General features: G+C 66.6%; 19 protein-coding genes. 12 read left to right on the top strand and 7 right to left on the bottom strand.

The genetic code is table 11. From position 1 onward, the window contains the following. Positions 1–56: 56 nt before the first annotated feature. From BOO71_RS09195 to BOO71_RS09210, 4 genes are all read right to left on the bottom strand, one after another. On the bottom strand, positions 57–776 hold the full coding sequence (locus BOO71_RS09195) for a phosphoadenylyl-sulfate reductase (protein WP_083653293.1): 720 nt from the start codon (positions 774–776) through the stop codon (positions 57–59). Continuing rightward, positions 773–1,327 (bottom strand): adenylyl-sulfate kinase, encoded by a 555-nt coding sequence (cysC, locus tag BOO71_RS09200; protein ID WP_075831638.1) that lies wholly within the window; start codon positions 1,325–1,327, stop codon positions 773–775. The genes BOO71_RS09195 and cysC overlap by 4 nt, the downstream gene beginning before the upstream one ends. Further along, positions 1,324–2,901 (bottom strand): nitrite/sulfite reductase, encoded by a 1,578-nt coding sequence (locus tag BOO71_RS09205; RefSeq protein WP_075831639.1) that lies wholly within the window; start codon positions 2,899–2,901, stop codon positions 1,324–1,326. The genes cysC and BOO71_RS09205 overlap by 4 nt, the downstream gene beginning before the upstream one ends. Before the next feature lie 102 nt (positions 2,902–3,003). After that, on the bottom strand, positions 3,004–3,462 hold the full coding sequence (locus BOO71_RS09210) for a DUF4395 domain-containing protein (RefSeq protein WP_254843100.1): 459 nt from the start codon (positions 3,460–3,462) through the stop codon (positions 3,004–3,006). A gap of 294 nt (positions 3,463–3,756) precedes the next feature. Here BOO71_RS09210 and BOO71_RS09215 point away from each other — a divergent pair, with 294 nt between their 5' ends. The 3 genes from BOO71_RS09215 (at position 3,757) to BOO71_RS09225 (ending at position 5,601) form a co-directional block, all read left to right on the top strand. Further along, positions 3,757–4,293 carry a phosphoribosyltransferase family protein gene (locus BOO71_RS09215; protein WP_075831663.1) on the top strand — a complete coding sequence of 179 codons (537 nt, stop codon included), beginning with the start codon at positions 3,757–3,759 and terminating at the stop codon, positions 4,291–4,293. A 31-nt stretch (positions 4,294–4,324) separates the two neighbouring features. After that, complete coding sequence (locus BOO71_RS09220; RefSeq protein ID WP_075831641.1) at positions 4,325–4,873, top strand: adenine phosphoribosyltransferase; 549 nt, start codon at positions 4,325–4,327, stop codon at positions 4,871–4,873. 83 nt (positions 4,874–4,956) lie between these two features. Then, positions 4,957–5,601 carry a DedA family protein gene (locus BOO71_RS09225; protein ID WP_075831642.1) on the top strand — a complete coding sequence of 215 codons (645 nt, stop codon included), beginning with the start codon at positions 4,957–4,959 and terminating at the stop codon, positions 5,599–5,601. Here BOO71_RS09225 and BOO71_RS09230 read toward each other — a convergent pair whose 3' ends face one another. Continuing rightward, on the bottom strand, positions 5,602–6,585 hold the full coding sequence (locus BOO71_RS09230) for a nuclease-related domain-containing protein (RefSeq protein WP_075831643.1): 984 nt from the start codon (positions 6,583–6,585) through the stop codon (positions 5,602–5,604). It lies immediately after the preceding gene. Positions 6,586–6,622: 37 nt separating this feature from the next. Next, a complete protein-coding gene (locus tag BOO71_RS09235) occupies positions 6,623–7,393 on the bottom strand; it encodes an AraC family transcriptional regulator (RefSeq protein WP_083653295.1) in 771 nt (256 codons plus the stop codon). 79 nt (positions 7,394–7,472) lie between these two features. Here BOO71_RS09235 and BOO71_RS09240 point away from each other — a divergent pair, with 79 nt between their 5' ends. The 8 genes from BOO71_RS09240 to BOO71_RS09275 all read left to right on the top strand — a co-directional run bounded on the left by BOO71_RS09240 (position 7,473) and on the right by BOO71_RS09275 (position 16,188). Then, positions 7,473–8,450 carry a proline racemase family protein gene (locus BOO71_RS09240; protein WP_075831644.1) on the top strand — a complete coding sequence of 326 codons (978 nt, stop codon included), beginning with the start codon at positions 7,473–7,475 and terminating at the stop codon, positions 8,448–8,450. Next, positions 8,447–9,574 carry an NAD(P)/FAD-dependent oxidoreductase gene (locus BOO71_RS09245; RefSeq protein ID WP_075831645.1) on the top strand — a complete coding sequence of 376 codons (1,128 nt, stop codon included), beginning with the start codon at positions 8,447–8,449 and terminating at the stop codon, positions 9,572–9,574. Before BOO71_RS09240 ends, BOO71_RS09245 begins: the two co-directional genes overlap by 4 nt. Beyond that, positions 9,567–9,836: a (2Fe-2S)-binding protein gene (locus BOO71_RS09250; protein WP_075831646.1), complete on the top strand. Its 270-nt coding sequence runs from the start codon at positions 9,567–9,569 to the stop codon at positions 9,834–9,836. The genes BOO71_RS09245 and BOO71_RS09250 overlap by 8 nt, the downstream gene beginning before the upstream one ends. Beyond that, entirely contained in the window at positions 9,826–11,106 is a 1,281-nt protein-coding gene (locus BOO71_RS09255; protein ID WP_075831647.1) for an FAD-dependent oxidoreductase, read from the top strand. The genes BOO71_RS09250 and BOO71_RS09255 overlap by 11 nt, the downstream gene beginning before the upstream one ends. A gap of 77 nt (positions 11,107–11,183) precedes the next feature. Next, positions 11,184–12,101 (top strand): dihydrodipicolinate synthase family protein, encoded by a 918-nt coding sequence (locus BOO71_RS09260; RefSeq protein ID WP_075831648.1) that lies wholly within the window; start codon positions 11,184–11,186, stop codon positions 12,099–12,101. Then, positions 12,098–13,618 (top strand): aldehyde dehydrogenase (NADP(+)), encoded by a 1,521-nt coding sequence (locus tag BOO71_RS09265; RefSeq protein ID WP_075831649.1) that lies wholly within the window; start codon positions 12,098–12,100, stop codon positions 13,616–13,618. The genes BOO71_RS09260 and BOO71_RS09265 overlap by 4 nt, the downstream gene beginning before the upstream one ends. A 115-nt stretch (positions 13,619–13,733) precedes the next feature. Beyond that, positions 13,734–15,182: an alpha-amylase family glycosyl hydrolase gene (locus BOO71_RS09270; RefSeq protein ID WP_075831650.1), complete on the top strand. Its 1,449-nt coding sequence runs from the start codon at positions 13,734–13,736 to the stop codon at positions 15,180–15,182. 208 nt (positions 15,183–15,390) lie between these two features. Further along, complete coding sequence (locus BOO71_RS09275) at positions 15,391–16,188, top strand: MerR family transcriptional regulator (protein ID WP_075831651.1); 798 nt, start codon at positions 15,391–15,393, stop codon at positions 16,186–16,188. A 73-nt stretch (positions 16,189–16,261) separates the two neighbouring features. Here BOO71_RS09275 and BOO71_RS09280 read toward each other — a convergent pair whose 3' ends face one another. Further along, entirely contained in the window at positions 16,262–16,957 is a 696-nt protein-coding gene (locus BOO71_RS09280) for an amino acid ABC transporter permease (RefSeq protein ID WP_075831652.1), read from the bottom strand. 106 nt (positions 16,958–17,063) lie between these two features. Between BOO71_RS09280 and recQ the strand changes: the two genes are divergently transcribed. After that, positions 17,064–19,307, top strand: coding sequence for a DNA helicase RecQ (recQ, locus tag BOO71_RS09285; protein WP_075831653.1), 2,244 nt, complete (start codon positions 17,064–17,066; stop codon positions 19,305–19,307). The last annotated feature ends 124 nt before the right edge of the window (positions 19,308–19,431 follow it).

A 19,431-nucleotide genomic window follows, 5' to 3' on the forward strand; every position in this document is an offset into this window, starting at 1 on the left:
CCTGGGCAGATCAGAAAGTGGATGAAAGAGGTCAACTGTTGGCCGAAAAAAAGGGATCAGAGCTTGCCGTCGCCAGCCCACAGCCCGCATTCGGTCTTGCCCTGTCCGGCCCAGCGTCCGGCGCGGGCGTCCTCGCCGGGGCGCACGGCGCGGGTGCAGGGCCAGCAGCCCACCGAGAGGAAACCATCGGCGTACAGCGGGTTGACGGGCAGATCGTGTTCGGCGGCGTAGGCTTCCAGCTCCTGCCGCGTCCACTGGGCCAGCGGATTGATCTTGATTCGCGAGCTGCCTTCCTCGACAGACGGAATCTTGGCGCGGGTGGCGGCCTGATCGCGGCTGCGGGCATTCAGCAACGCAGAGGGATTCTTGCGCCGCAGATACTCCTGAAGCGGCGCAACTTTGCGGGCCGCGCAGCAGGCGTCGGGATTGGCGGCGTACAGCTCCGGCGGGGTGCGCCCGTCCTGCGCCGAAGCGCCCGCGTTCAGCGTCACGAATTCCAGCTCGGAATACCGCGCCGCCAGTCGGTCACGTGTCTGCAAGGTTTCGGGGAAGTGGTAGCCGGTGTCCACGAACACCACCTGCCCCCGGTAGCCCGCTCGCACCGCCAGATCGATCAGGACGACGCCATTTAAGTTAAAGGCGCTGGGCATCAGCAGATCGGGGTGGGTCTGGATGGCCCAGTCGATCAGGGCGAGCGTTTCTGACGTCTTCCCGCCTGTGGAAGAGGCTGACAGAGGGCGCAACTCAGCGGCGAACCTGCCCACGCCCGCCGTCATCCTTCCCCCAGCGCCTGCAACAGCCTCCGCAACCCTTCTTCCACGCTGATCTCATCGGTTCGCAGATGCAGGTCCGGCGTCTGGGGGGCCTCGTAGGGATCGCTGACCCCAGTGAAGTGTTTGATCTCGCCCGCGATGGCTTTCAGATACAGGCCCTTCACATCCCGCGCCGTGACCACTTCCAGCGGCGCATCCACGAACACTTCCAGCGTGTTGGGCAATTCCGCCAGCACCTCGCGGCGGGTGTCGGCGTAGGGGCTGATGGCGCTGACCAGCACGGTGACGCCGTGTTTTGCCAGCAGTCCCGCCACGAAAGCGATGCGCCGAACATTGGTATCGCGGTCCTCGCGCGAGAAGCCCAGGCCCTTGCTCAGGTTCTCGCGCACGGCGTCGCCGTCCAGCAGTTCCACCGCCACCCCGCGTGCCGCCAGTTCGGTGTGCAGCGCGGCGGCCAGCGTACTTTTCCCCGCCCCGCTGAGGCCAGTGAACCAGACCACGCGCCCCGTCTTCACTTCTTCAGCGTAGAGCGTGCGCTCCAGCGTGGCGGTCATGCGCCCACCAGTTCGCGCTCATTCAATCCGGCGTTCTGCTCGGCCAGCACGGTATCCGGCAGGAAGTGTTCGTTGCCCCGGCGGTCTGCATATTCCACGAAGCTCTCGCCCTCAGACTTGTTGGCCTTGAAGTCGCTCAGCACCTTGTCGGTGTACTCGGTCAGACGGACGGCGGGAACGATGCCCTTGAGCTTGGCCCCCGTCCGCTGCGCCTGCCCGATGCTGCCCGCCAGATGCACGTTGTAGACCTCTTCCTCTCCACGCAGCGCACCCATGAACCCGAGATCGGCCACCTGGTAGCGCGTGCAGGCGTTGGAGCAGCCCGTCAGGTTGATCACGAACGGCACGTCCAGATCGCTGTGCAGCGGCTCCAGCGTGTCGATCATGCCTGCCACCCGCGCCTTGGTCTCGGTGTGCGCCAGTCGGCAGAACTGCGTGCCGGTGCAAGCAATGGTGGTTCCGCGCAGCGTCGCTTTGGGCGCGAGGTCCAGCCGTTCCAGCTCGGTCACCAGCGCGTCCACGTCTTCTGTCTTTACGTGCGGAATCATCATGTTCTGGAAGGCGGTGGTGCGGACTACGCCCTTGCCGTAGCGCTCGCTCAGGTCCGCCAGCGCCCGCGCTTTGGCCGGATCGATGCGCCCCACAGTGGTGGTCAGAACCACGTAATTCAGACCGTCGTGCTGCGGGTTGACGCCCAGCACGTCGCTGCCGCCGAAGCGGGCCACCGGGGCAGAGGGGCCGTCGCGCAACGGGCGGCCCAGGTACTCGGTCTCCACGATCTCGCGGAACTTCTCCACGCCCAGGTCCTTGATCAGGTACTTCAGGCGGGCCTTCTTGCGGTTCAGGCGGTAGCCGTGATCGCGGTACGCCCCAGCAATCGCGCGGCCCACCTCCACCACTTCATCGGGGCGGACAAAGACACCCAGCCGTTTGGACAGGTGCGCCACCGCGCCCAGGCCGCCGCCCACCCACACGTCGAAACCCACCTCGCCCTCAACCGTATGGGCCAGAAAGCCGATGTCGTTGACCAGATGGATGCCTTCCAGCTCCGGGGTGCCCGTCAGGCTGATCTTGAATTTGCGGGGCAGGTCTTCAAAATCGGTGTTGCCGCTCAGGGTGCCTTCCATCGCCAGGGCCAGCGGGCGCACGTCAATACGTTCGCGGGCGTCCAGCCCGGCCAGCGGCGAGGCGATCACGGCGCGCACGGTGTCGCCGCAGGCCCCGCGCGTGTGCAGGCCCACGGTGTCCAGCCGGTCCAGAATCGCAGGAATGTCCTGAATCCGCAGCCAGTGAAACTGGAACGCCTGCCGGTCCGTCACGTCCAGCAATCCGCGCCCGTAGTCCTCGGCAATGCCAGCTACCACGCGCAGGGCGCCCGCACTCAGCTCGGCGGTGGGCACCTTGACGCGCATCATCAGGAAGCCGTCCTCCTGTGGGCGCTGCGGGTAGACCCCGGCCCACTTCAGCAGATCGACTTTCTCCGGGTCAATCGCTCCGGCGGCGGCGTACTGCGGGATCAGGTCAAAGATCTGGAAGGGCGGCAGCTCTTTTTTCAGGGTTTCGATGTCGGACATGGGGAGACCTCGGCGGTGGAGAGAGGGTGAACTGGGCACGACGGCGGGGACGGACTTCGGCGGTGAAGTCCGGGCTGAGAAAAGCTGGAGGCTTTAGGGGTTTTAGCGGCTCAGGACGGCGTAGCGCAGGCGGCGGTACTGGAAGTACATCAGGCAACCCACACAGATTTTCTGGCTCAGGTTCAGGCCCGCCAGGGCGATGACCATCAGGCCCAGGCCCAGGCCCAGCAGCGGCAATCCGGCCAGCCCGCTCAGGCCGGAGGCCAGCAGAAACACGCCGCCCACGCCCTGCGCGAAGTGGTGGGCGCGGGGGTCTTCCTCGACGACTTCAGGGCGCAGCCCCAGCCGCCGCCCGAACATTCGGTAGGCTGCCCGCAGCGGCGAGAGGTCCGGGCGCACGGCCCCCAGCAACATGGCCGTGCCCAGCAGCAGCGTCAGCACGCTCAGGCCGGAAATCAGGGCCACTAGCGTCACACCGATCACGCTGTACTGGTTGAATTTCAGCGCACTCAGGTCCGTCTGGGCAGGCGTGAAAGGGGCGCGGACGGGGGGCGAGGTCATCATCGATCAAAAAGGTAATCTTTTATTGATGATAAAACAAGTCAACTGGTGCCGGGTGAACTAGACGGGGCGAAATTCTGTGCCAGTTGGGTGGCTGGTGTGACCACGAAGACAGGCGCTGCATCCGGCCAGTCCACCTTCTAGCCCAGGCTCTCGCTGCCGGGCGTGCGGTTCATCAGCAATTCGTGCAGCCGGTTGGAGTTGTGGCGGCGACGGTGCCGCTCGTCTGGACCTGTGGCGTCTGATCTGTGGCGTCTGGACCTGCGGGGGCCTGCGGGCATTACACTCGGTCCCGTGAAGACGCACACCGTACAGGTCGGGGACGTGACCCGTGAACTGCCCATCGTGGAGGTCGCCCCCGGCGTCCATGTGGCGCTGTTCAACATGCTGGGCGACACCGAGGTCACCGAGGCCGCCGGCAAAGAACTGGCGAAGTTGCTGCCCGCAGACATTGACGTGCTGGTCACGCCGGAGGTCAAGGCGCTGTCGCTGGCGCATGTCATCAGCCGCGAGACGGGCAAGCCGTACATCGTGATCCGCAAGACCCAGAAGCCGTACATGGTGGACCCGGTGGCGCGCGAGGTGGTCAGCATCACCACCGGCATTCCGCAGTTGCTGGTGCTGGACGGTTTCGACGTGCCCAAGGTCCGGGGCCGCAAGGTGGCCATCGTGGACGACGTGGTATCCAGCGGCGGCACCCTGCACTCGCTGCGCCAGATCATCGACGAGGTGGGCGGCGAGGTGGCCGCCGTGCTGGCCGTCTTTACCGAGGGCGAGGAGCGCGAAGAGGTCACGGCGCTGGGCCACCTGCCGCTGTTTCCGTCCGAGTGACCAGTCGAGGCTGACGGGCTAAGCTGGGGCCATGACCCAGGCCAGACAGGAAGTGACGGTGAAGATCGGCGGCGTGACACGCACCCTGCCCAGCGCGCGGGCGGGCGGCATGGGCCGCGTGCCGCTGGTGGAATTTATCGGCGACAGCGAATTTACCAAGGCGGTGGCCGAGGAAATGGTGGTCATGATCCCGCCCGGCACCGAGGTGCTGCTCACCGTGGTGACCAACGCCCTGCCGCTGGCCCACGAGCTGAGCCACCTGAGCGGCCTGCCCTACGAGTGCGTGCGAAAAAAGCGCCGCCCCTACATGCAGGACCCGATCATTCAGGACGCCCCCAGCATGACCCTGGGCGTGGCCGAGACCTTCTGGCTGGACAGCCCGCACGCCGCACGTCTGAACGGCAAGAAAGTGGCCATCGTGCAGGACGTGATTTCCAGCGGCGGCACCGCCCAGACGCTGGCCCGTATCGTCGAACGTTCGGGCGGCACCGTCAGCGGCTATCTGGCGGCTTTTCGCCAGGGCGAGAGCGCGCTGAGCCTGCCTTTCAAGTATCTGGAAAAGCTGCCCGCCCGTATCTGAGGGTTAGGCCCATCCAGGCCAGCGCTGGCCCCCGACTTTCGGCTGACGCGCCACTGACCCTCTGCCGCTAGTCTGCCGGGCAGATGGTGGACTGGATTCAGAATCTGATGGACAGCCTGGGTTATCTGGGCATCGTGCTGCTGATGGTGCTGGAGAACGTGTTCCCGCCGATTCCCAGCGAGCTGATCCTGCCCTCGGCGGGCTTCGCGGCCTCGCGCGGTGACCTCAGCTTCGTGGGTGTGGTGCTGGCCGCGACGCTGGGCAGCGTGATCGGCACCCTGCCGCTGTATTACGTCGGGCGGGTCTTCAGCGAGGAACGGCTGGTGGAGTGGGCTGACAGACACGGCAGATGGCTGGGCCTGCGCGGCAAGGACGTCCGCAAAGCCGACGCGTGGTTTGACAGACACGGCCCGAAAGCGGTGCTGTTCGGGCGCATGGTCCCCGGCATCCGCAGCTTGCTGAGCCTCCCGGCGGGCATGAGCGGCATGGCACTGCCCACCTTCGTGCTGTACAGCGCCATCGGCTCGGCGCTGTGGGGCGCCCTGCTGACCGGCGCGGGCTACCTGCTGGGGGACCATTACGAGAAGGTGGGCGAGTACATGGCCCCGGCCTCCAAGATCATCCTGGCAGGGCTGCTGATCGCCGCTGCCGTATGGTTCGTCCGGCGCAGGCAGGCGGCCCGCAGCGGCGCGCAGCCGGAGCGTCAGACCGCCCTGAAAGAAGGGTAATCAGCCGTTCGTCCAGTAGCGCCACTGGTGCCCGCCCGCACACGCCGCCGTGAACTGCGCCCCGCTCTTGCTCAGGCGGGCGGATTGAGAGCAGGTGGGGCAGACGGGCTTGGCCGGGGTGTTGGCGTCACAGGCCGCGCACTTGAAGTAATAGCCGTATTTGCCGTACTGGATAGAGAGTTTGTCGGAGTGGCACTGGCGGCAGTTGGGCGTCTGGGCTGGTTCGGGCAGGGCAGGCGCGGCCACGGGTAGGCTGTGGGGTGGGGAGACCACGCCCGCCAGTCCTCTGGGGGCTGAAGGGCGAATGCTCGGCGGTTGGGGATGGGCGGGTGCCTGTTCCGGCGCATCTGCATGAGCGTCACGGCTGGCAACGTGCCGGTTGCGAAGAAAAGCCACGATGCGGGTCATCTCGGCGTCGCTGAAGCTGAATGAGGTCAGGCGTCCCTGCATCTCCCTGATGATCTGCTGCACCCGCTCCGGCACCTGATCGGCCTTGACCACTTCCGGCACTTCCGTCTTGCGGGTGATTCGCCCACCATCCGACACGGCCACCAGCACATCGCGGCGCATGGGGGTAAAGGTGCGCTGCTTCAATCCGAACAGCCCCCGGTCCAGCAGTTCGGTGGTGTGATCGTCCAGCAGGGCGCACAGCAGATCAAGCTGTCTGCGCCCCTGAAGGACGGGCGACGGCATGCCCCGGCCCTGGCGGTTCCACCAGCGGGTCCATTCGCCCTGCTCGTTCACGCTGAGCTGCCCGGCCACGCTCTTGCTTTCCACCACCAGCAGGCCAAAGCGCAGCACGACCAGATGATCGACCTGGGCCACCTCGCCCCGGCGCTCCACCCGCAGATTGTTCAAGACAAATTTGTATGGGTCCTCGCCATAAGCCCGTTTCAGATAGTGCGCCATCTGCCGCTCGGCCTCGTACCCGGCGCGGCGCAGCGGATCAGTGTGGGTCTGCACTTCCAGCTCTTTGATGATCATGATTCCAGAGTTTAGGAACCGGCGTCTGACACGGCTCTCACCGCCTGAGTGCCTCGCCCCCGGCAAAGGCCCGATACCCACTGGGCGTCAGCCCTACCGCACCCTTAAACGCGCGGGCAAAGGCGCTGTGGTCAAAGTACCCGCAGTCCACGGCAATCTGCGCCACCGAGAGTTCGGTCTGGGCCAGCAGGCGGGTGGCGGCCTCGATGCGCGTGCGGGTCAGCAGTTGCGTGGGGGTCAGGCCGTACACGCGCCGGATCTGCCGCTCGAAGGTGGTCACGCTCAGGCGGGCGCTGCGGGCCAGTTCCGGCACGGTGGGGGGCGCGGCGAACTCGCTTTCTATCCGGGCGGTGGCGGCGGCCAGCCCGGACCCCAGCCCAGAATCGTGGCGTGGCAGGTGCAGATCGCGCGACAGGCCCAGCAGTCCGGCGGGGGCCGCTCCATGACCCAGCCGCCGTTTGGTGGTCAGGCACCAGCCTGCCGCGCCGCCGGAATACAGATGCAGTTCCAGATGCTCGGTCAGGTTCTTGCCCGCCAGCACCGCCGCGTCCTGCCGGGTGTAGGCGGCCCCCAGCGTCGGCGGAAAGACCTCGCTGGCCTGCAAGCCCGCCACACTCGAACGCCCCAGCCGTTCCAGCAGCGTGCGGTTGGCGTACAGGTAGCGCCCCTGTGCATCTTTCACGAAAGCCACGGTGTCTGGCAGGTAGTTCAGCACCTCCAGCAGTGCGTCCAGCCCTAGCCGCTGGACGGCCTCCGGTAAGTCCTGAAGCGGGTTCTGAGAGATGGGATGCAGGGGAAAAGGCGACACGCCCTATTGTGCCGAATTCGGCAGGCTGGCTGCCCAGGATATCCAAGACAATCCGCCCCGATCTGGCGTAACGTGAGGCATGTCCCCCGTCGCCCCGTCCATCCCCAGGGTCACGCACTGCCTCTCCTTTGTGGATTCGCACTCGGCGGGCGAGCCGACGCGCGTGGTGCTGGACGGCTTTCCAGAATTGCCGGGCGAAACGCTGGCGCAGCAGCGAGAAGCCCTGGGCCGCGACTTTGACCGCTGGCGCACCCTGGTCAATCTGGAGCCGCGCGGCAACGACGTGCTGGTCAGTGCGCTGCTGCTGCCACCGAAACAGCCGGACTGCGTGGCAGGCGTCATCTACTTCAACAACGCCGGGCCGCTGGGCATGTGCGGCCACGGCACGATGGGGCTGGTGTCCACCCTGGCCTACCTGGGGCGCATCGGCCCCGGCGATCATCGGATTGACACTCCCGTGGGCGTGGTCACGGCCACCCTGCACGACGATGGCCGCGTCAGCGTGGCGAACGTTCCCGCGTATCGCCACCTTCAAAACGTGTCCGTGAATGTGGAAGGGCTGGGCGAAATCAGGGGAGATGTGGCCTGGGGCGGCAACTGGTTCTTTCTGGTGGATGTGGGGGAGCGGGTTCTTAGCCTTGAGGATGTTGCCGGGCTGGGCGACGAAACGCTGCGGATTCGTCAGGCGCTGTCCGATGCGGAGATCACTGGAGAAGATGGCGCGGAAATTGACCACATTGAACTGTTCAGCCATGCGGGCGGCGTCAACCGCAATTTTGTGATGTGTCCCGGCGGCGCGTATGACCGCAGCCCGTGTGGCACGGGAACCAGCGCCAAACTGGCCTGTCTTGCGGCAGACGGCCAGTTGCAGCCGGGGCAGGTCTGGCGGCAGGAAAGCGTGATCGGCAGCGTATTTGAAGGCGTGTACTCGCTGGAGGGCGATCAGGTGCGTCCCGTCATCACTGGGCAGGCGTTCATCACCATGCAGGGCGAGTTGATCGTGCAGGACGGCGATCCCTTCGCCTGGGGCATCCGGCCAGAGCCAGAAACGGCATGAAGGCCATCGTGATCGGCGGCGGTCTGGTGGGTGCGGCCTGTGCGGACGCTCTGGCGCGGCACAGTGCTTTGAATGGGCAGGCTGCGCGGGTGACTGTACTGGAGCCGGGTCCGGTGGGCGGCGGCGCGACGGCGGCGGGCATGGGTCATCTGGTGGTCATGGACGACAGCCCCGCGCAACTGGCCCTGACCGCCCGCAGCCTGGAATTGTGGGAGGCGCTGGCCCCCGCCCTGCCGTCCCAGGCCGACTACCACGGCTGCGGCACGCTCTGGGTGGCAAGCGACGAGGAAGAACTGGCGGCGGTGGAACCCAAACGGCGGGCTTATCTGGCAGCGGGCCGCGAGGCCACCCTGCTGGACGCCGCCGAACTGGCCCGCGCCGAACCAAACCTGCGCCCCGGACTGGCCGGAGCCTTGCGTGTTCCCGGCGACAGCGTCGTGTACGCCCCGGTGGTGGCCCAGTTTCTGCTGGAGCGTGCGGGGGCCACTGTGCGGCGTGAGGCGGTGGCGGAACTGAGAGACGGCGGCGTGCGGCTGGAAAGTGGCGAAATGCTGCGCGCCGATGTCGTGGTGGTGGCAAACGGCATCGGGGCGGTGTCGCTGCTGCCCGGCTTGCCGCTGCGTCAGCGCAAAGGCCACCTGCTGATCACCGAGCGCGGCCCCATTCATGTCCACCACCAACTCGTGGAACTGGGTTACCTGAAAAGCGCCCACGGAAACGACGAGGACAGCGTGGCTTTTAACGTCCAGCCGCGCCCCACCGGGCAACTGCTGATCGGTTCCAGCCGCCAGTTTGAGCAGCCGGACCGCGAAATAGACTGGCCGTTGCTGAGGCGAATGCTGCGCCGCGCCGCCGAATTTCTGCCCGCTCTGGAGAACATCTCCGCTCTGAGAATCTGGACCGGGCAGCGTTGTGCCTCCCCAGACCATTTGCCGCTGGTTGGGCCGCATCCGCATCTGGACGGCGTTTTCCTTGCCACCGGGCATGAGGGACTGGGCATCACCACGGCGCTGGGAACGGCGGAACTGCTGGCGGCGCAGGTGTTCGGAGTGCCGTCCGAATTGCTGGCCCACGACTTTACCCCCGCCCGCTTTGACCGCCTGCCGGAAGTAGCCCATGCCTGAGCGGACGCTGGCGGTGCTGACGCTGGAAGGCGTGCGGGTCACGGTTCCGGCTGGAACCACCGTACTGGCCGCCCTCCAGAACGCAGGACTGTCGCCGCTGCGCCGCAGCCTGAGCGGCGAGGCACGCGGGGCGCTGTGTGGCATGGGCAGTTGCTCCGAATGCCGGGCGGTGGTGGACGGATTGACGGTGCGGACCTGTCTGACCCCCGTGCATGACGGTCAGAGCGTGCAGCGTTTGGGGATAGTGAACCGTGAAGTCTGATCTCTGGGACGCTGTGGTGGTGGGCGCTGGTCCCGCCGGATTGATGGCTGCGCTGACTGCCGCCCAGGGCGGCTTGCGGGTGCTGCTGCTGGACGCCCAGCCGACAGCAGGCGGCCAGATCTGGCGCGGCGCGGCAGCGGGGCAGAAGGGGGCGGCGGGCGACTTGCTGCGAGATGTGGCCTCTCACCCTGGAATCACCGTGCTGAGCGGCGCAGAAGTGATTGCGGCGGAGGCTGGAAAGCCCCACGTCCTGACTGTGACCTCCCCGGCAGGTCTGACGCATGTTCACGCCGCCCGCGTGATCCTCTGCACCGGGGCCACCGAGCGGTTTCTCCCCTTTGACGGCTGGACCCTACCCGGAGTCGTTGGTGCAGGCGGCTTGCAGGCCATGAGCAAGGGCGGATTGGACGTGCGCGGCAAACGCGTGGTGGTGGCCGGGTCCGGGCCATTGCTGCTGGCGGTGGCGGCGGGTCTGCGCCAGAAAGGGGCGCGGGTGCTGGCGGTGGCGGAGCAGGCGGGTTTGCCGGGTGTGGCCGCGTTCGGCGTGACGGCGGCTCGGCTTCCCGGCAAGGCGACTGAGGCGCTGGAACTCGCCGCCGGGTTGCGAGGCGTGCCGTACTGGGCCGACTGCGCCGTGGTGCGGGCCAGCGGGCAGGATCAGCTCCAGACCGTGACCCTGCGGCGTGGACGACGTGAAGTTACGCTGGCTTGCGACTATCTGGCCGTGGGCTTCGGCCTGATGCCGGAAACCCGCGTGGCGGCGCTGCTGGGCTGCTCTCTTGATGCTCAGGGCGCGGTTGATGTCAACGTCTGGCAGGCCACGGGCGTCTCAGGCATTTACGCTGCTGGAGAAGTCTGCGGCATCGGCGGCGTGGACGGGGCCTTGCTGGAAGGCTTCGTGGCCGGGTGCGCCGCCAGCGGTCAGATTAATCGCCTGCACGATGCCCCCCGCCGGGCCGAGATCCAGCGCCGCTTTCAAACCGTCCTAGAACGCTCGTTCGCCCTGCGCCCGGACCGCCTGCCCATCCCATCACCCCACACCATCGTCTGCCGCTGCGAGGACGTTCGCCACGGCGATTTGCAGGGCTTCACGAACTGGACCGCCGCCAAGCTCCAGACCCGCTGCGGCATGGGCGCGTGCCAGGGCCGGGTGTGTGGTCCCGTCACAGAAACGCTGTATGGCTGGCGCTTCGGCGGCGTCCGCGCCCCACTCGCGCCGCTGCCGCTGTCGCAGTTGCTGGCGGAACCGACTGTGCTGGGACCCCCGTAAACGCCGATAAAAAACCCTTGGACCCTCAGACCTTTAGACTCTTAGACCTTCAGCCCTCTCACCCAAAGGAGCCACCCATGACCCTTTCTTCCTCCCATCCCTTTCGCGGCGTTTTCCCCGCCATCACTACCCCCTTCAATGCCGATGGCAGCGTGGATCACGGCTTTCTGCGCGAACACGCCCGCTGGATGATGGCCGCCGGGTGCGACGGCATGATTCCGCTGGGTTCGCTGGGCGAGACCAACACCCTGGAGATGGACGAGAAAATGGCCGTGCTGGAAACCCTGGTGGACGCGCTGGACGGCAAGCCTGTGATTCCCGGCATCGCCAGCCTCAGCACGGCGGGCGGGGTGCGGTTGGCCCAGGCGGCGCGTGACGTGGGCTGCGGCGGCCTGATGGCCCTGCCGCCCTACGTGTACACCAGCGACTGGCGCGAGATGAAGGCGCACATGGCGGCCCTGGTGGCAGCCACCGAACTGCCCGTGATCCTGTACAACAACCCTGGCGCGTACCGCACCGATTTCCTGGCCCCGCAGATTGCTGAACTGGCCGGGGAACACGCCAACCTGCGTGGCGTGAAGGAATCCAGCGGAGACGTGCGCCGCGTGACCGCCCTGCGCGCCGTGCTGCCCGAATCGGTGGACATTCTGGTGGGGCTGGACGACGCCATCGTGGAGGGCGTGGCGGCAGGGGCAACCGGCTGGATCGCGGGCCTGATCAACGCCTATCCCGCCGAGAGCGTGCGCCTGTTTGAACTGGCCCGCGACGGCAAAACGCAGGAAGCCGCCGAACTGTACCGCTGGTTTTTGCCGCTGCTGAGGCTGGACGTGGTAAACAAGTTCGTGCAACTCATTAAATTCGTGCAGGAAGAAACCGGGCATGGCAGCGCCCGCGTCCGCGCCCCCCGCCTGGAGCTGACCGACGCCGAGAAGGCCGAGGCCCGCGCCGTGATTGAGGCCGCTTCCGGGCGCGTTCCTGCGGGAATGGGCGTATGACCGCCCGCACCTTTCAGGCGACGAATCCGGCGACGGGGCAGCCTCTGGCCCCAGCGTTTGAAGTCACCACGCCGCAGCAACTGGAAACGCTGGTGGCGGCAGCGAAGGACGCGGCGCGCGGTTTTGCGGCCAGTTCTCCGCAGCAGCGCGCCGACTTCCTGAACGCCGCCGCTGCCGGAATAGAAGCGCGGGCGGACGCCTTCGTGGAAGCCGCGATGGCCGAGGCTGGGCTGCCCGAAGCCCGTCTGCGCGGCGAGGTGGGCCGCACCGCCAACCAACTGCGCCTGTTCGCGGGGGTGGCGGCGGATGGTTCGTGGGTGGACGCCCGCATTGACCATGGTGACCCGGCCCGCAAGCCCGCCAAACCCGATGTCCGCAGCATGCGCGTTCCGCTGGGGCCGGTGGCGGTCTTCGGGGCCAGCAACTTTCCGCTGGCCTTCAGCGTGGCGGGCGGAGACACCGCTTCCGCGCTGGCGGCGGGCTGCCCGGTGGTGGTCAAGGCGCATCCGGCGCATCCAGCGACTTCCAAGCTGGCCGCCGAAGCGATCAGCGAGGCAGCGGCGCAGGTGGGTCTGCCCGCAGGCGTCTTCGGCATCGTCTATGAGGACAGCTATGAGCTGGGCGTGCAACTGGTGGGGCATCCCGACATCCACGCCGTCGGCTTCACCGGCTCGCGCGCGGGTGGGCTGGCGCTGGTGGCGGTGGCCCAGGCCCGTGAAGTTCCGATTCCCGTTTACGCCGAGATGAGCAGCGTCAATCCCAGTGTGTTCACGGCAGCGGCGCTGGAAGCGAACGGCGCGGCGCTGGCGAAAGGGCTGGCTGTCAGCATCAGCGGCTCCGGCGGCCAGCTCTGCACCCAGCCGGGCCTGCTGTTCGTGCCAGTCGGGGAGGCGGGGGATGCGTTCCTGAACGACGTCGCCGCCAAACTGGACGCGACTCCAGCCTGCACGCTGCTCACGGGCGGCATCCTGAACGCCTTCCAGAAAGGGGCGGCGGGGCATCTGAAGGCGGCGGGTGTGCAGCCTCTGACACAGGCTTCGGCCCCGGAGCAGGGCGCGCAGCCCCAGCTTCTGAACGTGCCTATTGCCAGCTTTACCCCCGATCTGGCCGACGAGGTCTTCGGCCCCCTCAGCGTGGCGGTGCGCTATGACCGTCTGGAAGAGGTCACGCCCATTCTGGCCGGGCTGGAAGGCCAGTTGACCGCCACCCTGCACGCCACCGACGCTGAGCTGGACGGCCTCGCGGACCTGTTGCACGTCATGGGCCAGCGGGCCGGGCGACTGGTGCTGAACGGCTTCCCGACTGGGGTGGAGGTGGGGCACGCGATGGTCCACGGCGGACCGTTCCCGGCCACCAGCGACGGCGGGCGCAGCACCAGCGTGGGCAGCCTCGCCATAGAGCGCTTTGCCCGCCTGCGCGCGTATCAGGACTTCCCGGACCGCGCCCTGCCCCCGGAATTGCAGGACGCCAACCCCTGCGGCATCTGGCGACTGGTGGACGGCGAGCGCACACGCTGAGGCGCTGAATTTAAAACAGGGCATTTAAAACGTGGCGCGTTCTGGGGGGGATACCTCCCCCAACGCGCCCGTTTTGCCCTTCCCACACGGCGGTCATGCGGGGTTAAGATGCCGCATGCGAAAAACGATTCTCCTGGGTCTGCTCCTCGGGGCGGCAGGAGCGGCGGCCCAGGGCAACATGCCGCTGTCCTCCTTCGAGGGGCAGGTGGTCTATCAGGTCATGCCGGACCGCTTCTTCGACGGCAATGCGGCCAACGACGCGGGCGTCAACAAAGGTGATCCGCGCGCGTGGCACGGCGGCGATCTGGCAGGCCTGACCGCGAAGCTGCCGTACATCCAGAAGCTGGGGGCCACCGCCGTCTGGTTGACGCCCATCTACCAGCAGCAGGCGCAGAATTCCTTCGACACCGCGCCTTACCACGGCTACTGGCCTGCCGATTTCCGCAAGGTGGACCCCTACTTCGGAACGCTGAACGATTTCTTGGCGTTTATCGGGGCGACGCAGAAGGGCGGCATGCGGGTGGTTCTCGATCAGGTCATCAACCACTACGGCTATCTGGCCCCTGCCGTGAAGGAACATCCCACGTGGTTCAACGGCAAGGCTGAGTGCGACGCCTCGCGCCAGAAGGATATCGACTGCCCGCTGGCTGGGCTACCGGACCTGAACCAGGGCAACCCCCAGGTGCGCGATCTACTGCTGGGCAACGCCGGATTCTGGCGCGATCAGGGCGTGTCTGCGTTCCGTTACGACGCCATCAAGAATGTGGACGGGCCGTTTCTGGGCGATCTGCTGGCGGGTGACCGCGCCGCCGGGATCTGGACCCTGGGCGAGTGGTACAACGCCGACACGGGCACGGTGGCCGAGTGGCAGCGCCGGGGCTTCGACAGCCTGTTTCTGTTCAGCCTCCAGACCGCCATGAAGGGCAGCATCATGGCCGGGCAGGGGCTGGACGGGGTGGCCGCCGTGTTGTCGCGGCAGGGGGAATTGCCGCGCCCCGGCGAGGTGGCGCTGTTTCTGGACAACCACGACGTGCCGCGTTTCGCGCAGGGTTCGCTGTTCGAGGACGTGGGGCAGGCCCGCACCAAGTATGGCCTGCGCGCGCTGATGACCCTGCGCGGCGTGCCCGTGATCTGGCAGGGCACCGAGATCGCCATGCGCGGCGGCGCGGACCCCGACAACCGCCGTGACATGCGTTTTGAAGACAAATGGACGCCCCAGGAAAAGGGCGTGTTCGAGGTGGCCCAGAACGCTATTGCCGTCCGGCAGGCCAGTCCGGCCCTGAGCCGGGGGGCGTTGACGCTGCTGAAAACGCCGCCCGGCCTCGCGGACCGGCTGCTGATTTTTACCCGCGAGCAGGAAGGGCAAAGGGTCCTGGTCGTCTGGCACGGCGGCAAGACGCGGCAAAGCTACTCGGTCCGGCTGGGCAGCCTGGGCCTGAGCAGCGGGGATCTGCCCGTGATCCAGTCGCTGTTTGCCGGACAGAACGCCAAAATCAAGGTCAGCAGTGGCTATCTGCATCTCAGCCTGCCCCCGGAGGATGCGGCGGCGTTCAAGCTGAACTGACTGGAGTTGATTTCAGCCACACTCAGCTCCGAAGTGACGCTGATGGCACTCAGGCATGTCCTGACTTGAATCTCGCCTGAGCTGAAGCTGAGCAATTCACCTTTCTCCCACCGGAATTTGCTGGGGGCGGTAACGGTCAATCGGTGTTGCGTTCCCCCGATTCTGACCCCTTGACACTCACGTTGCGTCAGCCTTTACGCTGCTGTGTATGGAGGCCAGGACCGCGACAAATGAACAGACCTGGACGGTGGGCGAGGTGGCGCTGCTGACCCGCCTGAGCGTCCGCACGCTGCACCATTACGACGACATCGGGCTGCTGCGCCCCGGCGCACGGACAGAAGCGGGGTATCGGCTGTACACCCCCGCCGATCTGGCGCGGCTGTGGCGCGTGCTGAGCTACCGCGAACTGGGCTTCCCGCTGGCCGAAATCGCCCGCGTGCTGGATGCCGCACCGGGCGGCGAGGTGGAAGCTTTGCGAACCCAGGTTGCTTTGCTGCAAGAAAAACAGCGCCGTATCCAGTCCACCCTGGACGCCGCCCTGGCCTACCTGACTGCCGCCGAACGCGGCGAAGGAGTTCCCAAGATGACCAACGCAGAACTGAAAGAAATCTTCGACGGCTTCGATCCCACCGAACACGAGGCCGAGGCCCGGGAACGCTGGGGCGACAGTGAGCCTTACAAGCAGAGCGCCCGTCGCATGGGCAGCTACACGAAAGCCGACTGGGAAGCGGTCAAGGCCGAGATGAATACCATCTATGCCCGCTATCTGGCCCTGATGGCTGCTGGAACGCCCCCCGATTCCGCTGAGACAAAAGCCGTGGCCGCCGATCACCGCGCCCATATCTCCGCCCGCTATTACGCTGCATCGCCCGAAATGATGCGCGGTCTGGCGCAGATGTGGGTGGCCGACGAACGCTTCACGAAGAATATCGACAGCGTGGGCGAGGGGCTGGCGGCGTATTCCAGCGCGGCGGTGCTGGCGTGGGCGGCTGAGGCTGAGGGGTAAACAGCCCCGGTGACTTGCTGAGGGTGTGGCCTGTCTGGTGGCCCCACACCCCACACCCCACACCCCACAACCCCTAAAGCACCCGCCGTTCAATGCCCGCCTGTCCCCGTCCCAGCCGACGCTCCAGCGCCCGCACCACACGGGTCATGGTGAAGGTCAGCAGGAAATAGACCAGCGCCAGCACGGCGTAGACCTCGAACTGACGGTACGTGACGCCTGTGATGTACTTGCCCTGCGCGAACAGTTCCTGCAAGGTCACGGCGCTGGCGAGGCTGCTGCCCAGGATCAGGGAAATAAATTCGTTGCCCAGCGCAGGCAGCGCCACCCGCCACGCCTGCGGTAGCACCACGAAGCGCACCGCCTGGGCGCGGCTGAGGCCCAGGCTGCGGCCCGCCTCTATCTGGCCCACGGGCACGCTGTTCAGCCCGCCGCGCACGATCTCAGAAGTGTACGCCGCCGAGTACAGGCCCAGCGCCAGCACCGCCGCCGGAAAGCCGTCCAGCGTGACCCCCAGCGCGGGCAGGCCGTAATACACCACGCTCAGCAGCACGATCAGGGGAATGCCGCGCACCACCTCCACATAGGCGTTGCCCAGCGGGGCCAGCAGCGGCACCCGGAACACCCGCACGATGCCCAGCAATGTGCCCAGCACCACCGACACGCCCAGCGCACACAGGCTGACCGCCAGCGTGAGGCCCAGCCCCGACAGCAGCAGGCGCGGATAGTCGCCTGACAAAATGGTGCGGAATCCCGTGACAAGATCGGCCATGCGGGGGACAGTGTAAACCGTGGGACCAGCCTCGACAGACCGCAAAGTCTGAAAACCACCGCTCCATGCCATTACGTCCTGCACAGAACGCGCTATCCTGGCGGCGATGTCTCTTGTCCAGCCGCACCCTGCCCAATCTCCTGCCGAAACCGACGCCCGCGCCCTGGAAGTTCTGAGCCGGGTCTGGGGCTATGGGGCATTCCGGGACGTGCAGGCCGACATCGTGCGGACGGTGGTGGAGGGCAACAACGCGCTGGTGCTGATGCCCACGGGCGGCGGCAAGAGCCTGTGCTATCAGGTGCCCAGTCTGCTGCGTCCCGGCACCGGGATTGTGGTCTCGCCCCTGATCGCGCTGATGAAGGATCAGGTGGATGCGCTGCGGCAATTTGGGGTGCGGGCCGCTTTCCTCAATTCCAGCCTGCCAATGGAAAGCGTGCGCGAGGTAGAGGCCGCGCTGCTGGCCGGGGAACTGGACATGCTCTACGTCGCTCCCGAACGCCTGTTGCTACCGCGCACGCTGGAGCTGCTGGAACGCGCCCCAGTGGCCCTGTTCGCCATCGATGAGGCGCACTGTGTCTCGCAGTGGGGCCACGATTTCAGGCCGGAATACGGGCAACTGGGCGTGCTGCCCCGGCGTTTCCCCGATATTCCCCGCGTGGCCCTGACCGCTACCGCCGATGACCGCACGCGCGCTGACATCCTGAACGTGCTGGAACTGCGCGGCGCGGCGCAGTTCATCTCCAGCTTTGACCGCCCGAATATCCAGTACCGCGTGGCGAACAAGGAAGGCCCCAAGACCCAACTGCTGGACTTTATCCACGCCGAACACCGGGGAGACGCGGGCATCGTGTACTGCCTGTCGCGCAAATCGGTGGAACAGACCGCGCAGTGGCTGGCGACGCAGGGCGTGGACGCGGTGCCTTACCACGCGGGCCTCTCGCCGCGCGAGCGCAACCACGCACAGGAACGCTTTCTGAATGACGAGGGCGTGGTGGTGGTGGCGACGGTGGCCTTTGGCATGGGCATCGACAAGCCCAATGTGCGTTTCGTGGCCCATCTGGACCTGCCCAAGAGCATGGAGGGCTACTACCAGGAAACGGGCCGCGCCGGGCGCGACGGCCTGCCCAGCACCGCCTGGATGGTCTACGGTCTGGCCGACGTGGTGAACGTGAAGCGGATGCTCTCGCAGAGTGACGCACCTGAGGACGTGAAGCGTGTGGAGGCCGCCAAGCTGGACGCCCTGCTGACCTACTGCGAGGCCGCCACCTGCCGCCGCCAGTTGTTGCTGGCCTATTTTGGAGAGGAGAGAAACGAACCCTGCGGCAACTGCGACATCTGCCTGAATCCGCCCAGGGTGCGTGACGCCACCCGCGAGGCGCAGATGGCCCTGAGCGCGGCCATTCGCACGGGGAACCGCTTCGGCGCGGCCCACCTGACCGACATTCTGCTGGGCGAGCCTACCGAGAAAGTCGTGAGTATGGGCCACCACCTGCTGCCCACCTTCGGCGTTGGCAAGGGCCACGATGAGAAGATGTGGCGCGGGCTGATTCGTCAACTGGTCAGCCTGGGGCATCTGGCGGCGGGCGAACATTACGGCCTGAGTGCCACCAGTAAATCTCGCCCGCTTCTGAAGGGCGAGACGACGCTGATGCTGCGCGAGGACAGTCTGGTGCCGCGCGAGAAGGTCCGCAAGCGGGACCGCGACGCTTCCCGTGGTGGCCGCGCCCCGGTGGATTCACAGGACGCCCCGCTGTTCGAGGCTCTGCGTGCCTGGAGGCTGCAACTGGCCCGGCAGAAAGCCGTGCCGCCTTACGCCATTTTCAGTGACGCCACCCTCAAGGCCGTCTGCGAGTTGCGCCCCGGCAGCGCGGCCACGCTGGGCACGGTCAGCGGCGTGGGCCAGCGCAAGTTGGCCGATTACGGCGAGGCAGTGCTGGACATCGTGCGCGAACATTCCGGGAGTGAGAGGGCGCGGCCCGCTTCACCCGCTGAGCGTGGAGTGCGGGAAAACAGCGCGGTGCTGGGGCTGCTGCGTGGGCGAGAGGAAGCACAGCCGTCGCCATACACTTCCCAGTCCCTCTTCTCTGCCCCGGCCAGAGCAAAGCAAACCCCGCCCGCCTCCGCCAATCCAGATGTTGCCGAAGCCCTGCGCGAACTGCGCCGCGAGTTGACCCGTGAGACCGGACATAGCGCTTTCGTGATCTTTCCGAATGCCACGCTGGAAGCCTTGGCCTCCGCCTCCCCGCGCAGCCTGAATGACCTTCAGGGGTTGCCCGGCATGGGGCCGAAACGCATTGAAAATTACGGCGAACGCATCGTGGAGGCGGTTCTGACGGTGCTGGACGGGTGATCTTCCTGGCTCCCTTTAAGGCTGGGTGATGCAGACAAGTCTCTCATGTTTGGCTTTGCGCTGGTTTTCGCAAGATGCCATTTTTCTCTGACCGCGCTGGGACGGCGTCTGCGGTTCCCCCTCC

The sequence above is a fragment of the Deinococcus marmoris genome (assembly GCF_001949125.1).
Classification (GTDB): Bacteria; Deinococcota; Deinococci; order Deinococcales; family Deinococcaceae; genus Deinococcus; species Deinococcus marmoris_A.

Coding starts and splice junctions, on each gene's coding strand:
- BOO71_RS09195 (WP_083653293.1), bottom strand. CDS start 776: ATGACGGCGGGCGTGGGCAGGTTCGCCGCTGAGTTGCGCCCTCTGTCA.
- cysC (WP_075831638.1), bottom strand. CDS start 1,327: ATGACCGCCACGCTGGAGCGCACGCTCTACGCTGAAGAAGTGAAGACG.
- BOO71_RS09205 (WP_075831639.1), bottom strand. CDS start 2,901: ATGTCCGACATCGAAACCCTGAAAAAAGAGCTGCCGCCCTTCCAGATC.
- BOO71_RS09210 (WP_254843100.1), bottom strand. CDS start 3,462: ATGACCTCGCCCCCCGTCCGCGCCCCTTTCACGCCTGCCCAGACGGAC.
- BOO71_RS09220 (WP_075831641.1), top strand. CDS start 4,325: ATGACCCAGGCCAGACAGGAAGTGACGGTGAAGATCGGCGGCGTGACA.
- BOO71_RS09225 (WP_075831642.1), top strand. CDS start 4,957: ATGGTGGACTGGATTCAGAATCTGATGGACAGCCTGGGTTATCTGGGC.
- BOO71_RS09230 (WP_075831643.1), bottom strand. CDS start 6,585: ATGATCATCAAAGAGCTGGAAGTGCAGACCCACACTGATCCGCTGCGC.
- BOO71_RS09240 (WP_075831644.1), top strand. CDS start 7,473: ATGTCCCCCGTCGCCCCGTCCATCCCCAGGGTCACGCACTGCCTCTCC.
- BOO71_RS09245 (WP_075831645.1), top strand. CDS start 8,447: ATGAAGGCCATCGTGATCGGCGGCGGTCTGGTGGGTGCGGCCTGTGCG.
- BOO71_RS09250 (WP_075831646.1), top strand. CDS start 9,567: ATGCCTGAGCGGACGCTGGCGGTGCTGACGCTGGAAGGCGTGCGGGTC.
- BOO71_RS09260 (WP_075831648.1), top strand. CDS start 11,184: ATGACCCTTTCTTCCTCCCATCCCTTTCGCGGCGTTTTCCCCGCCATC.
- BOO71_RS09265 (WP_075831649.1), top strand. CDS start 12,098: ATGACCGCCCGCACCTTTCAGGCGACGAATCCGGCGACGGGGCAGCCT.
- BOO71_RS09270 (WP_075831650.1), top strand. CDS start 13,734: ATGCGAAAAACGATTCTCCTGGGTCTGCTCCTCGGGGCGGCAGGAGCG.
- BOO71_RS09275 (WP_075831651.1), top strand. CDS start 15,391: ATGGAGGCCAGGACCGCGACAAATGAACAGACCTGGACGGTGGGCGAG.
- BOO71_RS09280 (WP_075831652.1), bottom strand. CDS start 16,957: ATGGCCGATCTTGTCACGGGATTCCGCACCATTTTGTCAGGCGACTAT.
- recQ (WP_075831653.1), top strand. CDS start 17,064: ATGTCTCTTGTCCAGCCGCACCCTGCCCAATCTCCTGCCGAAACCGAC.